9 protein-coding genes are annotated in these 14,204 nt (G+C 61.6%); 6 read left to right on the top strand and 3 right to left on the bottom strand.

Going from position 1 to position 14,204, the window contains the following annotated elements; all coding sequences use genetic code 11:
- Window positions 1-235: 235 nt before the first annotated feature.
- The 3 genes from PAN08_RS17805 to PAN08_RS17795 are packed head-to-tail and all read right to left on the bottom strand — an operon-like array spanning window position 236 to window position 4,778.
- Window positions 236-583 carry a hypothetical protein gene (locus tag PAN08_RS17805; RefSeq protein WP_152982608.1) on the bottom strand — a complete coding sequence of 116 codons (348 nt, stop codon included), beginning with the start codon at window positions 581-583 and terminating at the stop codon, window positions 236-238.
- Window positions 580-3,630: an efflux RND transporter permease subunit gene (locus PAN08_RS17800; protein ID WP_057633310.1), complete on the bottom strand. Its 3,051-nt coding sequence runs from the start codon at window positions 3,628-3,630 to the stop codon at window positions 580-582. Before PAN08_RS17800 ends, PAN08_RS17805 begins: the two co-directional genes overlap by 4 nt.
- 2 nt (window positions 3,631-3,632) lie before the next feature.
- A complete protein-coding gene (locus PAN08_RS17795) occupies window positions 3,633-4,778 on the bottom strand; it encodes an efflux RND transporter periplasmic adaptor subunit (RefSeq protein WP_057633309.1) in 1,146 nt (381 codons plus the stop codon).
- A 423-nt stretch (window positions 4,779-5,201) separates the two neighbouring features.
- On the opposite strand from PAN08_RS17795, the gene PAN08_RS17790 reads away from it, so the two are divergent.
- The 6 genes from PAN08_RS17790 to cueR all read left to right on the top strand — a co-directional run bounded on the left by PAN08_RS17790 (window position 5,202) and on the right by cueR (window position 14,142).
- On the top strand, window positions 5,202-6,101 hold the full coding sequence (locus PAN08_RS17790; RefSeq protein ID WP_057633308.1) for a LysR substrate-binding domain-containing protein: 900 nt from the start codon (window positions 5,202-5,204) through the stop codon (window positions 6,099-6,101).
- Between the two features lie 1,158 nt (window positions 6,102-7,259).
- Window positions 7,260-8,426 (top strand): efflux RND transporter periplasmic adaptor subunit, encoded by a 1,167-nt coding sequence (locus tag PAN08_RS17785; protein ID WP_269792851.1) that lies wholly within the window; start codon window positions 7,260-7,262, stop codon window positions 8,424-8,426.
- Window positions 8,423-11,599 carry an efflux RND transporter permease subunit gene (locus tag PAN08_RS17780; protein ID WP_269792850.1) on the top strand — a complete coding sequence of 1,059 codons (3,177 nt, stop codon included), beginning with the start codon at window positions 8,423-8,425 and terminating at the stop codon, window positions 11,597-11,599. The genes PAN08_RS17785 and PAN08_RS17780 overlap by 4 nt, the downstream gene beginning before the upstream one ends.
- Window positions 11,596-13,101: a TolC family protein gene (locus PAN08_RS17775; protein WP_269792849.1), complete on the top strand. Its 1,506-nt coding sequence runs from the start codon at window positions 11,596-11,598 to the stop codon at window positions 13,099-13,101. Before PAN08_RS17780 ends, PAN08_RS17775 begins: the two co-directional genes overlap by 4 nt.
- 70 nt (window positions 13,102-13,171) lie before the next feature.
- Window positions 13,172-13,438 carry a glutaredoxin family protein gene (locus PAN08_RS17770; RefSeq protein ID WP_057633305.1) on the top strand — a complete coding sequence of 89 codons (267 nt, stop codon included), beginning with the start codon at window positions 13,172-13,174 and terminating at the stop codon, window positions 13,436-13,438.
- A gap of 260 nt (window positions 13,439-13,698) precedes the next feature.
- On the top strand, window positions 13,699-14,142 hold the full coding sequence (gene cueR, locus PAN08_RS17765) for a Cu(I)-responsive transcriptional regulator (RefSeq protein WP_057633304.1): 444 nt from the start codon (window positions 13,699-13,701) through the stop codon (window positions 14,140-14,142).
- Window positions 14,143-14,204 lie beyond the last annotated feature (62 nt).

The following is a 14,204-nucleotide window of genomic DNA, read 5'->3' as shown; positions in this document are numbered from 1 at the left end:
GCCGGGCCCGCTAGGGACTAGGGAGATTTATCGGGGGTAGGGAAGGGCAGATCCCAACCCCAAGCGGATGTTTGCGCGTTTGTTGGCTGAGGGTGAGCCCATGCGGCCCATAGCGGACATCGCGCCGATCACCCTAGTTGGTGATACTGCCTTTTGCGGCACCTTCATAAGGCAGAAGTCGCTGTTGGCTTTGGCGCTCAGCTTGTCTAAGGCAATCTGAATTGCCGTCCGGGTTCTACCCCGAAATCACGGACGGGTGCTGCAGGCCAGTCAAGACAGCCTGCGGGTTGGGACTGGCATGCTGTGCCCTTGCTTGATTGCCATCCAGCATGAGCTCATTGAACAGTCTCCACCAGTGTGGCTGCACGGCTGCTGCGTTCGACCAATCCATCGGCGCGGCAAGGACGTTTGGGGTAGAGCTTGCGGACGGTTGGGACGCATGGCTGTAGCGATCGGTGATGGAAACGAGTGACGAGGCAGGCTGTGGAACGCTTGTACAGCCTGTGGCTGCACTCATCAGCAACACTACGAGTGAGGTGGTTTGTACAGAAGTGGGAGCCGTTGTCGCGATGATCTGCTTCATGTCAGTTCTCCAGTGGTGATGGGTGCTGGCGTAAGTTTGCGGCCGAAGCGTGCGTACACCGCTGGCAACACGAACAATGTGAAGGCCGTTCCGACGATCAGGCCTGACACCAACACCACGGCAATGGCGCGCTGGCTACCTGCACCCGCACCGCTAGCGAACAACAATGGCAATAGACCCCCGACCATGGCGGCTGTGGTCATCAGAATCGGGCGCACACGGGTACGTGCAGCGGCGAGTACGGCAGCGGTACGGTCCAGCCCTTGGCTGCGTTGCTGCGCGTTGGCGAACTCAACGATCAGGATGCCGTGTTTGGCGATGAGGCCGATCAACGTCACTAGACCAATCTGCGTATAGATGTTCAAAGTACCGAAGCCGAAGAACAGCGAGATCAAGGCACCGAACGCGGCCAGTGGTACCGTGGTCAGAATCAGCAAGGGGTCGCGAATACTTTCAAACTGCGCTGCAAGCACCAGGAAAATGAATACCAACGCGAAAGCGAAGGTGACCGCAAAGCCGCCTTTCTCCTGCAGGTACTGGCGTGACTCGCCAAGGAAGTCCACCTGGTAACCGCCTGGCAGTTTGTCCGCAGCAAGCTGCAGCACCTGCACGGCTTGCCCAAGGGTGACACCAGGCCCCGGCACGGCCACCAGCGTGGCGCTGTTCATCTGATTGTGCTGGGTCAGTGCATTTGCCTCCACACCATGCTCTAGGCTGACCACGGTCGACAGCGGTACCTGAGTGCCGGCGGCGCTGCGTACGTGGTAGAGCGCCAAGGCTTCCGGGGTCAAGCGCTGATCACGGGGTGATTGCGGGATCACGTCGTAAGCACGGCCCTGGGCACCGAAGCGGTTGACGTACGATTCGCCTACCAGACGCGCCAGCGTATCGCCGATCTCCTTCATGCTAAGTCCAAGGTCATGCGCACGTGAGCGGTCGATGCGCACGTTGACGGTGGGGCTGGCAAAGCTGAGGTTGGAATCGACGAAGGCGAACTTGCCACTGGCCATAGCCGTGGACTCAAGCGTCTGCATCGCAGCATGCACCGTTTCATGTCCGGACGATGATGTCAGCACCATCTGTACCGGGAAGCCGCCGGCGGAGCCGGGCAGGGGAGCAGGCAGATACGCGGAGCCAGCAATACCTTCGATGCCTGCCAAGCGCTCCTGCAGTGCGTTCATGATCTCGCTGGAAGTGCGCTCGCGCTCATTCCAGGGTGCCAGCATGACGCCGCCCCAGCCCAAGTTGAGGGCACTACCAACGCCTTGCACCATGTAGGTGTTCTGGGCCTCCGGAATGTCGTTCAGCGCGGTTGCAACCCGGGCTGCCTGGCTTTCGAGAAACTCCAAATTTGCGGATTGCGGGGCTTTCATATCGACCACGATTTCACCTTGGTCTTCAGTGGGTGCTAGCTCGGATTGCAATCCATTGAATAGCACCGGCAGGCACAGCAATGCGCCTACACCGAGTAGCAGGATCGGACGGGTGTCCCGCAACAGCCGCGAAAGCAGACCGTGATACGCGGTTACCACGCGGTTAGTCGTCCGCTCCACGATCTGGCCGAAACGGCCAGGGTGCTCCTTGCGTAGCAGCTTGGATGCCACCATCGGTGAAATGGTCAGTGCGACGATGGCCGAAACCACAACCGCCGCGGCAAGGGTGAATGCAAACTCGCGGAACAGTGCGCCGGTGAGGCCGCCGACCAAGCCCAGTGGTGCGTACACCGCGACCAGTGTGGCTGCCATGGTCAATACAGGCCCTGCGATCTCGCGTGCGCCATTGATGGCGGCATGTCGTGGTGTTTCGCCATCTTCAATGCGGCGATGCACGTTCTCCACTACCACGATGGCGTCGTCCACCACCAATCCGATCGCCAGCACCATGGCCAGCAGTGTCAGCAGGTTGAGGCTGAATCCCAGCGCGAACATGATGGCTGCCGCACCCAGCAGCGATAGTGGAATGCTCAGCATCGGCACAGCCACCGCACGTACGGAGCCGAGGAACAGGAAGATGACCAGCACGACTTCCAGGCTGGCAATGATCAGTTTGGCCTTGACGTTGCCGACTGCCGCGTCGATGAACACCGTGACGTCGTAAGGAGTCGCCATGGTTGTGCCCGCAGGCAGGTCAAGCTGGTCCAGCACGGCCCGCACTTCACGCGAGATGGTCAGCGGGTTGCCGCCCGGTGTGGCCATCACTTCCAGATAGACCGCAGCCTCGCCATTCATGCCAGCCGTTTGGTTGCGGCTTTGCGCGCCGATCTCAACCGAGGCTAAATCTTGCAGCCGCACCAATCCGTCGCTGGATTTCACCACCAGTTGGCGGAAGCCTTCCACGCTGTCTAATTGGGTATCGGTGCGCACGTTGGACACCACCAACGAACCCTTCACCTGGCCAGGTGCTGCTTGGTAATTGTTGTCGGCGATGGCCGCGTCGATGTCGGCACTGGTGATGCCGTGGGCAGCCATGCGCAATGGGTCGAGCCATATACGCATCGAAAGTGCCTGGCCGCCGAGTACGTTCACCGCAGCGACACCTTCCACGGTGGTCAGGCGTGGACGCGCCACCCGCATCAGGTAATCGGTGATGGCGGTGGCAGCCTGCCCGCTGGGGGCTGTGAAACCTGCGTACACCACGCCAATTGCGCCGGGTGCCTGACGCACGACAACCGGGTCGTAGGCGTCTTCGGGCAGCAGGTAACGAACCTCATTGACCTTTGCCAGTACTTCGGTCAGCGCGGCATCGGAATTCGCGTTCAGGCGCAGGTGAGCGGTGATGGTGCTGCGACCCTGCTCGGATGAAGAGGTGAGGTATTCAACGCCCTGTGTGGTTGCTACAGCCTGTGCCAGTGTGGTCGTGACAAAGCCCTGCATCAAATCAGCAGGGGCGCCCGGGTACTCGGTTGTGACGGTGACCACAGCACTTTCGATGCGCGGATACTGGCGCAGTGGCAGATCGAGCAGGGCGCTAAGACCAACCAGCACGATCAACAACGCGAAGGCGGTGGTGAGTACGGGTCGTCTGATAAAGAAGTCGGTAAAGGCCATCGTCACTGCTCCTTGCGTGCGGCAATGGAGCTAGGCGCGGCCGCGCTCGCAGGTATGCTTACCCATGCGCCGTCCTGCAGGTTGATCTGGCCGGAGACCACCACCAGCTCACCAGCCTGCAGGTCACTGTTCCGCAGCGCTATGCGGTCGCCATGGCGCATGTCGGTTTGAACCGGCAGCAGACGTGCCTGTGGCTTGCCGGCATTCTCACGTACGACATAGAGCGAGTCGCCGGCCAGTGACGCGCTGATAGCGATCGCCGGCACGGTCACTGCAGGGGGATCGGGCGGTAGCGTTACCAGTACACGGGCGAAAGCACCGGGCCACAAGTTGCCCTTGCCTGGTGCGGTAAGAGTGGAGCGTACATTGACCATGCGGTCGTCCTGGTTCACGCGTGGGTCGATGGCACTGATCCTGCCTACCACGCCGCTGTCGGAAACACCGTCAACGCTCAGCTGCACTGCGAGGCCCTCGCTCAGCAGCGGGAGGAATCGTTCGGGCACCCGGAAGTCCACGTGCAGATGACGAAGGTCGGTCAGCGTGGCGATTGGTGTACCCGCTTCTACGAATTGCCCAAGGTTGACCTGGCGTACGCCCAGCACACCATCGAACGGCGCACGCACACGGCGTTGTGCAATCTCCGCCAGTATCTGCGCCACCTGTGCATGCTGCTGAGCGTGGCTGGCTTGATGCTGCTCGTACTCGGCACGCGATAGGACCAGATCCTTCAATCGGTGCGCACGAGCCAGGCTCGCATCCGCCAGCGTCGCTGCAGCGCGGTGGCGCTCCAGCTCACGCTGCATGGGGGCGTCATTGAGCTGTGCCAATGGCGTGCCTGCTTTGACGGACTGACCGCTGCTGAAATGCAGGGCGGTGATCCGGCCGGCAACTTCGGCCGCTACCAGCACCTGCTGATCAGCCACCACCGTGCCGATAGCTTCGATTTGTTTGGGCAGTGCTTCGCGTCGTGCGGCTTCGACCACCACCGGCACTGCCGTTGGTGTGCCCGCAGCCGACGCTGCGGCGGCTGCGCCGCGTTTGCGGTACATGTCGAATAGCGTAAGGGCGACAAGCAGGGTGATCACGCCCAGCGCAATGCCTATCAGGACGGAGCGACGCAGAGGACGGCTATTGGCGACGGGGCTCATCGCCTCGCCCGCGGAGTTGTTGAGAAAATCATTTCAGCTAATGTCCCGAGACTGGAGAATGGCTGCAGTCTAGGCGTCGCCGGTTGCCGCAAAAAACGATCTTATCTTCAAGTGAAAAATAGATTGTCTAAATTGATGCTACACAACGAGGTCTGGCGGAGTGAGCCTTGCAGGGCTGTCTTGCGTTCCAATCCGTCGCTATAGGCGGCCAGGGCGCCAGAGCTGGCGATAATCCGATGAGAGGGGGTGTTCGATGGGGATCGGATTGGGTTCACTGATGCGGCCAATCGCGCGTGCTGATGAACCGAATTCTAGATCCCCTATATTTAGCTTTCCTTACTTTTATGCATGGCCCATGCTTAAGACAGGCGCGTTGCGCCGGCATCATTTTTTCTAAAGTAAAAATTCAGGATAACTAACATCATGGGTGCAGTCCTTCCGTTGCTGGCGTTGCGCGCATTCGTCGAGACGGGCCGGTGCGGCAGCCTCAAGGCGGCAGCCGAGGCTATGGGGGTTACCCCGGGGGCGGTCAGTCAGCAGTTGAAGTTGTTGGTAGAACGAACAGGCGTGAACTTGTTCGTACGCAATCGCCATGGTGTTTCGCTCAGCCCGGCCGGTGCACAGGTGTATCCAGCCTTGCTCCGCGCCTTCGACACAATTCAGGACAGCATGGCGGTACTAGAGGCGATCAACGGGCGACAAACACTTACGATAAGCACTGTGCCGAGCTTCGCTGCATCGTGGCTGGTTCCGCGTCTGGGCCACTTTACCGAAAAGCATCCGGATATCGAGATACGTGTGGAGGCATCTTCGGCGCTGGTCGATCTGCGTCGTGACCGCATCGACGTCGCGATTCGTCACGGGCTTGGCCAGTATCCCGGGCTAGTGTCGCGACATCTGGCATCGCCGGTATTCCTGCCGGTAGCGTGCCCTCGGTTATTGGCCGATGGGCCGCGTATCCGCACGCCAAAGGACTGCCTGAAGTATCCGCTGCTGCAGGATTCGGATCGAAGCGATTGGCGTCTCTGGTTCAAGGCATTGGGGATGGCATACGATCCGCGCATCGAGCGAGGACCTGCCTTCGATGATGACGTGCTGCTGATCCGTGCGGCAGAGGCGGGCCAAGGGATCGCCATGGTACGTGACGTATACGTACAGGCCGAGGTGGCAAGCGGGCGGCTGTCGATTGCCTTCGATCATGCGTGGCCGACGGAGTTTGCCTACTATGCTGTCACCTTGCCTCGCGTGGATGAGAAACCTGCAGTTGCCTCGTTTCTGAGTTGGTTGCAGAGCGAAGCACAGGTCGATAGATCCTCGTTTTGATTGGATGTCGAGCATCACCCCCAAGTTGTTTGCCTTTGCAGAAGCGCTGCCATGCATCGCTCTGATACTGGGAATCTTGATCCGAGTGGATCAAGGCAGCACGTGGGCGTCTCCTGCATACGGCTTTCTTGTCGGCCTCCGGAACAAGTTTTCGATGAATCGGCGGCCTGACCGCCCGGCCAACAGTTCTGCCTGAGAACAGAGCCAAGCCGACGCTCAGTACAGCCAGCCCTCTCAAGTGCGGATGCAGGTGATATCCGTAGCCCTTACCTCGTTCGGCTGCGATACGGTGAACTAACGCCGGAGTGGATTGGGCATATGGACGTGCGGCATTAGCACCGCAGGATGCTGTATGCGATAGCCGTGCAACGCCTGCGACCCGTTCTCTCGCATCAAGCGAGCAACCCGGTTCTTGCTGCATGTCTCCCAGCTCTCCCGCAGGTCGAGAAATACCTTGGGTGCGCCATAAATGCGGTGGCTAGCGATAGTCGATGCACGTATCAGTCGAAGCAACCGGGCATTTTCCTAGGCTCGATCAGAAGCCGCATGTTCACACCAAGCGTAGCAACCAACCCGAGCAACACCTAGCAGATGACACACCGTCTGTATGCTGAACTCATCTCGATGCGGATCGATGAACTTGTAAGCTCACCGGGTTTTGCTGGTGACCTTGCCTCTAGACATGGCTGTCTCCCGAGGTTATCCCTGACAGGGTTCAGCTCTGTCCAGGAAATCCTGGGAACTCCAAGCCTTTGAGTGGCGGCTCTGGCGGACACCGGTGCCACTGCATTGGCAACACTCAACGCGCTCCAGCTGTTTCGCTTCAAGGGCGCTTAAAAAAAAGCGCCGTCCTCTGACCACGGTAGCGCTTAGTACCCACAGGTGTCGGCGTTGCGCAGGCTCGGTCGTCGGTAAAAGCCTTGCGCTGGCACATGAGTAGGCGTCTTCCATATGCAACGGATCCTCTGCGGCCGGCTTGCCCGTCATCGCGCGGCGGGCTGTATCGATGCGCCCGCAGATTGGTCAGCACATCCGCGCAAACGGCCACCAGTAAAGAAAGTGCTTGACCTTCCAAGCGTGGCATGCCCGACAAATCCCGCCGGAGCCACTTCGGTTCAGCAAACCAGATACCCAACCGCAGTCGCGAAAGGCACAACGATGACAATCACGCGCACCACCTTGATGACAGTGGCGATCAGCGCCGCACTTGCTTTAACAGGTTGCAAGGAGTCCGCGTCCGGCGCTGGATCCGCGCAGCCGCCCAGTGTGCCCGTAGCGGAAGTCATCGTGCGACCGGTAACGCCCTTCGCCGAGTTCACCGGCTCGCTGACCGCCGTAAAACAGGTGGAACTGCGCCCACGGGTCGCCGGCTATATTCAGGCAGTCAGCGTTCCGGAAGGGAGCTTCGTGGAGAAGGGCAGGGAGCTCTTCCACATCGACCCCAGGCCCTTCCAGGCAGAACGGAATGCCGCCGCCGCGCGTTTGCGCGAAGCAGAAGCGGCGTCGGCACTCGCCCATGCAGACCACGCGCGTACCGAACAGTTGTTCGCCCAGAAAATTGTCGCCCGCAACCGGCTCGATTCCGCCACGGCCGCGCTGAATTCGGGCAAGGCACAGGTGGACGCCGCCAAGGCGGCGCTGGACGCGGCGCAGCTGGATCTGAGCTTCACCCGTGTTACCGCCCCGATCAGCGGTCGGGTGGGGCAGGTACTGGTCACCGAAGGCAACTACGTCGCAAGTGGCGCAACGCCGCTCACCACGATCGTCTCGATCAATCCACTTCACGTCTACTTTGATGTGGATGAGCGCACCTATCTGCGTTCGCTGGCGGCGGGACGGTCGGACGGTTCTGCTGGTAGTTCGGGCTCGTCCAAGGTTGCGGTCGCGCTGGTCACCGACAAGGACTACACCCGCGAAGGGCGGCTCGATTTCCTGTCCAACGCGGCGGATCGCGGGACGGGTACGGTGCGCGTGCGCGCGGTGATCGACAACCCGGATGGTCAACTGACACCGGGTCTGTTCGCCAAGGTCAGGCTGGAGGCTGGGGCATCAAAGAGCAGCGTCCTGATTTCGGATCAATCGATCAGCACCGATCAAGGCCACCGCTACGTGCTGGTGGTGGGGAAGGGCGACACGACCGAATACCGGCCTGTGGAACTGGGCCCAGTGGTGGATGGACTGCGGGTCATCGAGCAGGGGCTGCAGCCTGGCGAACGCATTGTCGTAAAGGGCTTGGTGCGCCCGGGCATGAAGGTGACGCCGCAGGCGAGCGCAATTGATGGCGCGCCGGTTAAAGCGCCTGCAAAACAGGGAGCAGCGCAGTGAATTTCCCGCGTTTCTTCATTGATCGACCGATCTTCGCCATCGTGCTTTCGGTGCTGATGGTGATCGCCGGCATCGTCGCGTTCTTCCAGCTTCCGCTGAGCGAATATCCCGCGGTCACGCCGCCGACCGTGCAGGTCACGGCGTCGTATCCCGGTGCCAATCCCAAGGTCATCGCCGAGACGGTGGCCGCGCCTCTGGAACAGGCCATCACCGGTGTCGAGGGCATGATGTACATGTCGTCGCAATCGGCGACCGACGGCCGGATGATCCTCACCGTCACCTTTGCCGACGGCACCAATCCGGACATGGCGCAGGTGCAGGTGCAGAACCGGGTGTCGCGTGCGTTGCCGCGTCTGCCGGCGGAAGTGCAGCGCCAGGGCGTCGTCACCCAGAAGACTTCGCCGGACATCCTGATGGTGGTCCACCTGCTGTCGCCGGACAAACGCTACGACCCGCTCTACATCTCCAACTACGCGTACCTGCAGGTCCGCGATGAACTGTCGCGCATTCCCGGCATCAGCGACGTGCTGGTCTGGGGCGCGGGCGAGTACAGCATGCGACTGTGGCTGGACCCCAGCCTCATTGCGGCGCGTGGTCTGACCGCCGGCGACGTCATTGCCGCCGTGCGCGAGCAGAACGTGCAGGTTGCCGCCGGCTCGGTGGGACAGGCACCCGATTCAACCGCCGCCTTCCAGGTGACGGTGAACACACTGGGACGGTTGACCGACGAAGAACAGTTCGGCGACATCATCATCCGCACCGGCGACAATGGACAAGTCACGCGACTGCGCGACGTGGCACGGATTGAGATGGGCGCCGATGCGTATGCACTGCGCAGCCTGCTTGATGGCGAGCCAGCGGTGGCGCTGCAGATCATTCAAAGCCCGGGCGCCAATGCACTCGATGTCTCCGCCGCCGTGCGCGAGACCATGCAGCGGCTTGAGAAAGGCTTCCCGGAAGGGCTGAGCTCGCGCATTGCATATGACCCGACGGTCTTCGTGCGGGCCTCGCTTGAGTCGGTGGCTACCACGTTGTTGGAAGCGATCTTCCTGGTCGTCATCGTCGTGGTGTTGTTCCTGCGCAACTGGCGCGCGTCCCTGATTCCGCTGCTGGCGGTGCCGGTGTCATTGATCGGCACGTTTGCGGTCATGCACTTGATGGGGTTCTCACTCAACACGTTGTCATTGTTCGGCCTGGTGCTTTCCATCGGTATCGTCGTGGACGATGCGATCGTGGTGGTTGAAAACGTCGAGCGGCATATCGAGGACGGCCAGGAGCCGATAGAAGCGGCAAGGCGTGCGATGCGGGAGGTGACCGGCCCCATCATCGCCATCACGTCGGTGCTTGCTGCGGTGTTCATCCCGACGGCGTTCCTGACTGGCCTGCAGGGCGAGTTCTATCGTCAGTTCGCACTCACGATTGCGATCTCGACGATTCTGTCGGCGGTCAACTCGCTCACCCTCAGCCCGGCACTGGCCGCGATGTTGTTGAAGCCGCGCAAGATCGCAAGCCCGCGTGATCCGCGCAGCCTGCGTGGCCGTGCCGAGCGTGCGCTGCAGTGGGTCAGTCGTCCGTTCGAGCGTGCGCCCGAGGCCTATGGCAACGGCGTGCGCAAGCTCGTGCGCGTCAGTGGTGTGGCCTTGTTTGTCTACGGCGGACTGCTGGCGTTGACCCTGTTCGGCTTCAAGGTCGTGCCGCCCGGGTTTGTGCCCATGCAGGACAAGTACTACCTGGTCGGCATCGCACAGCTGCCCAACTCCGCGTCGCTGGACCGCACCGACGAGGTCGTCAAGCAGATGTCGAAGATCGCGCTTGCCGAGCCGGGTGTCGAAAGCGTGGTCGCGTTCCCGGGACTTTCGATCAATGGCTTCGTCAACGTGCCCAACGCGGCTGTGATGTTCGTCATGCTTGATCCGTTCAAGGATCGTGCATCGCCCGATCTTGCGGCGACGGCAATCGCAGGACGGCTGCAGGCGAAGTTCGCCGGCATCCAGGATGGTTTCCTTGGTGTCTTTCCGCCGCCGCCCGTGCCGGGCCTGGGTGCAACAGGGGGATTCAAGATGCAGATAGAGGATCGTGGCGGGGTAGGGCTGGATGCGTTGGTCCAGCAGACCCAGATTCTGATGATGAAGGCGACCGAATCCGGCCAGGTCGCAGGGCTGATGACCAGCCTGGACGTCAACGCGCCGCAGCTTGATGTCGTGATCGACCGTACCAAGGCCAAGAGTCAGGGCGTGCCGTTGGCGGATGTGTTCGAGTCACTGCAGGTCTACCTTGGTTCGCTGTACATCAATGACTTCAACCGCTTCGGTCGCACCTACAAGGTCACCGCACAGGGCGACGCAGCGCATCGCATGCAGGCCGAGGCGATTGGTCAGCTGCAGGTACGCAACAACGCTGGACAGATGCTGCCGCTGTCGTCATTCGTGACGGTGACGCCAAGCTCGGGGCCGGACCGTGTGATTCATTACAACGGCTATCCATCCGCCGATATCTCCGGTGGGGCACCGCCGGGCGTCAGTTCGGGGCAGGTGGTGGCGGTGATGGAACGCCTGGCAAAGGAAGTGCTGCCTGAAGGCGTGAGCTTCGAATGGACCGAGCTGACCTACCAGCAGAAGCTGGCCGGCGATGCGGCGCTGTACATCTTCCCGCTGTGTGTGCTGCTCGCTTATTTGATCCTCGCTGCGCAGTACAACAGCTGGCTGCTGCCACTGTCGGTGCTGCTGATCGTGCCCATGTGTCTGCTCAGCGCGATTGGTGGTGTCTGGCTGATGGGGGGCGACAACAATGTGTTCGTGCAGATTGGCCTGATTGTCCTGGTCGGGCTGGCAGCCAAGAACGCGATCTTGATCGTCGAGTTTGCCCGGACACTGGAAGCGGACGGAATGAGCGCCGTCGATGCGGTGGTGGAAGCCTGTCGACTACGGCTTCGCCCCATCGTGATGACCTCGCTTGCCTTCATTGCCGGTGTCGTGCCGCTGGTATTGGCCACCGGCGCTGGCGCGGAAATGCGTCACGCGATGGGCATCGCCGTCTTTGCGGGCATGTTGGGAGTCACCGTGTTCGGTCTGTTCCTGACGCCGGTGTTCTATGTGTTGATCCGTCGCATCTCTTCTCGTTTCGAGAAGCGAAAGTCCGGCTCGGGTGGTCGTCCAGAGGAGATCGCATCGTGATCAATGGTCACCGTTTGTTGAACCTGCTTCCGCTTGGTGCAGGCGCCCTGTTGACCGCGTGTGCATCGGTGGGCCCCGACTTCTCGTGGGTTTCGCCGCCGCCCTTGCCGTCGGCGGCATTTCCGACCGACTTCGGTGCGACCTCTGCGGCGCTGGTGCCGGGCGCAGTGGATGCGGAATGGTGGCAGTCCTTCGACGATCCGGAGCTGACCTCGCTCATCCAGCGTGCGTGGGCGGCCAACCACGACATCGGGATTGCCACCGCACGCCTGGATGAGGCCCGGGCCATGCTGCGCGAGAGCCGGCAAGGCTATCTGCCGCAGGGCGGTGTAGGGGTGAGCCATGACAACTTCCGGCGCAGTGAAGTGGAAACGGCGCCGGGGCAGGCACGCCGTAGCGAGACCTATCGGGCTGCGATTGATGCGTCATGGGAAATTGACCTGTTCGGCCGCGTCCGCCGCTCGGCTGAAGCGGCTCACGCTGACGCCGGTTCCCGCGAGGCGCTGCTGCGGGGCGTGCAGGCGAGTGTGGCGGCGGCCGTGGCTGCCAGCTGGTTCGAGCTGAGCGGCATCGAAGCGGAGTTGGGCGTGGTTGCCGACATCACCCAAAGCCAGCGCGACAGCCTGCGTCTGGTCGAAGGATTGGTGGAAGCCGGTTCGGCCAATGAGCTCGACCGCCTTCGTGCAGAAGCGGCGCTGCGCAGCGTGGAAGTGGAAGCGCCTGAGTTGGAGCGTCGCCGCACGGTTGCCTCCAACGCGCTGGCCATCCTGCTGGGTGAGACGCCACAGACGTTCGTTGTGCCCTCATCGTCAACCGCACGGCCGATATTGGCGGTGAAAACGATCACCGTAGGCGATCCCGCCACGCTGCTGGTGCGGCGCCCGGACATCGCCGCCGCCGAGCTGAGCCTCGCTGCGGCCACCGCGCGCATCGGAGTGGAAACGGCAGGTCTGTATCCGCAGCTTGAGATCCAGGGTTCGATTGGCGTGGTTGCCGGCAGCCTGGGCTCCACCGGCGGCAGCTCCGCGTTGTCCAGCCTCTTTGCACCGCTGCTTCGCTGGTCCTTCCTTGATACCGGGCGGGTTCGCGCCAGGATCGCGGCCAGTGAGGCGCGTGCCCGCGAGGCGCTGATTCGCTACGACCAGGCCGTGCTGCGTGCGCTGGAAGAAACCGACAACGCATTCGGTGCTTTCAGCGCGGCCGGCACCGCCCTGCAGCTTCGTCTCCAGGAAGCCTCTGTCACGGAGCAGGCCGCGAGCCTTGCGCGGGCACAGTTTTCGCACGGGGAAGGCATCTATCTGGAAGTCCTCGATGCAGAACGTGCCGACTTTGCCAGCCGACGGGCCTTGGTCGTGGCCCGCACCAATCAGCGGTTGGCCATCGTCAGCATCTACAAATCACTGGGCGGCGGCTGGGTGCCATGCACGCGGGCAGACATTGACTGCGGTGGTGCCAGCGGTGCGTCGGATACGCGATTCACCGGTCTCCTGCCGGGCGCTTGACCTTTCCACCGTTGCAATCCTCAAGCTCATCTCAAAGGGATAGCTTGATAGCCGCCTGCAGGAGACCACCATGGTTAGCTCATCCCATCAGCCCATCATTCTCTACACGGCGCCGAGCTGCTCCGATTGCGACACGCTGAAAGCCTGGCTTGGTCACGAGGGCATCGACTTCGAAGAGCGCGATCTCTCCAGGCGCGACGTCATGGAGGAGGCGAGGGCGCGCACGGGTGCGCGTCTGGCGCCGATCACTGTCATTGGTGATGCGTTCTTTCAGGGCACGTTTCTCACGCAGAAACCGCTCTTGACCGTCGCACTCGGTCTGTCCAAAGGCGTCTGAGCGACGGTCAGGGACAAACGTGTTCCATGCGTATCGCGCGATGCCGATATGCCCTGATGGTTGAAGCAGCCATACGCGTCTGCGAAGACGCTCGCCTGCATCTTGGCAACGTCCACGCGCGCATCGCCGCCCCCACAAACGCCGGAGCGCACTAAGCCCCTCTCCCGTTTACGGGAGAGGGGTTGGGGTGAGGGGAAGCTCCTGGCAAGCAATCCCGCAACGCACCCACGCCAACCGAGCAGACCCAAAAGAGGGAAACCATGAATATCGGGCAAGCTGCCGCATTCTCGGGCGTTTCGGCCAAGATGATCCGGTACTACGAGAAAACCGGCCTGATTCCACGTGCAACGCGCTCCGAGGCGGGCTATCGGAACTACACCGTGCAGGATGCGAATAGCCTGCGTTTCATACGCCGCTCGCGTGATCTCGGTTGGACCGTCAAGCAGATCTCCGAGCTGCTCCTGTTGTGGCGTGATCGCGAGCGGCCCAGTGGCGATATCAAGAAGGCGGCGCTGTTCTATGTCGCCGACCTTGAGAAGAAGATCACCGTACTGCAAGCATTGGCGCATACGCTTCACACGCTCGCCAACAGCTGCCACGGAAACAACCGTCCCGACTGCCCGATCATTGAGGGCTTGGCGGACTTCGGCATGGAAACATCTGCCTCGTCGCGCGGGCGTAGAACAGCGGAACCTTCCTCTTGAGACTGCAAGGGGTAACGCATTTGCGTAGATCCGTGCTGTTCCAGTAAGTACGACACCCGCAG

Source organism: Stenotrophomonas sp. Iso1 (genome assembly GCF_027497995.1).
Taxonomy (GTDB): Bacteria; Pseudomonadota; Gammaproteobacteria; order Xanthomonadales; family Xanthomonadaceae; genus Stenotrophomonas.
This window is presented reverse-complemented; position numbering and strand designations above follow the sequence as displayed.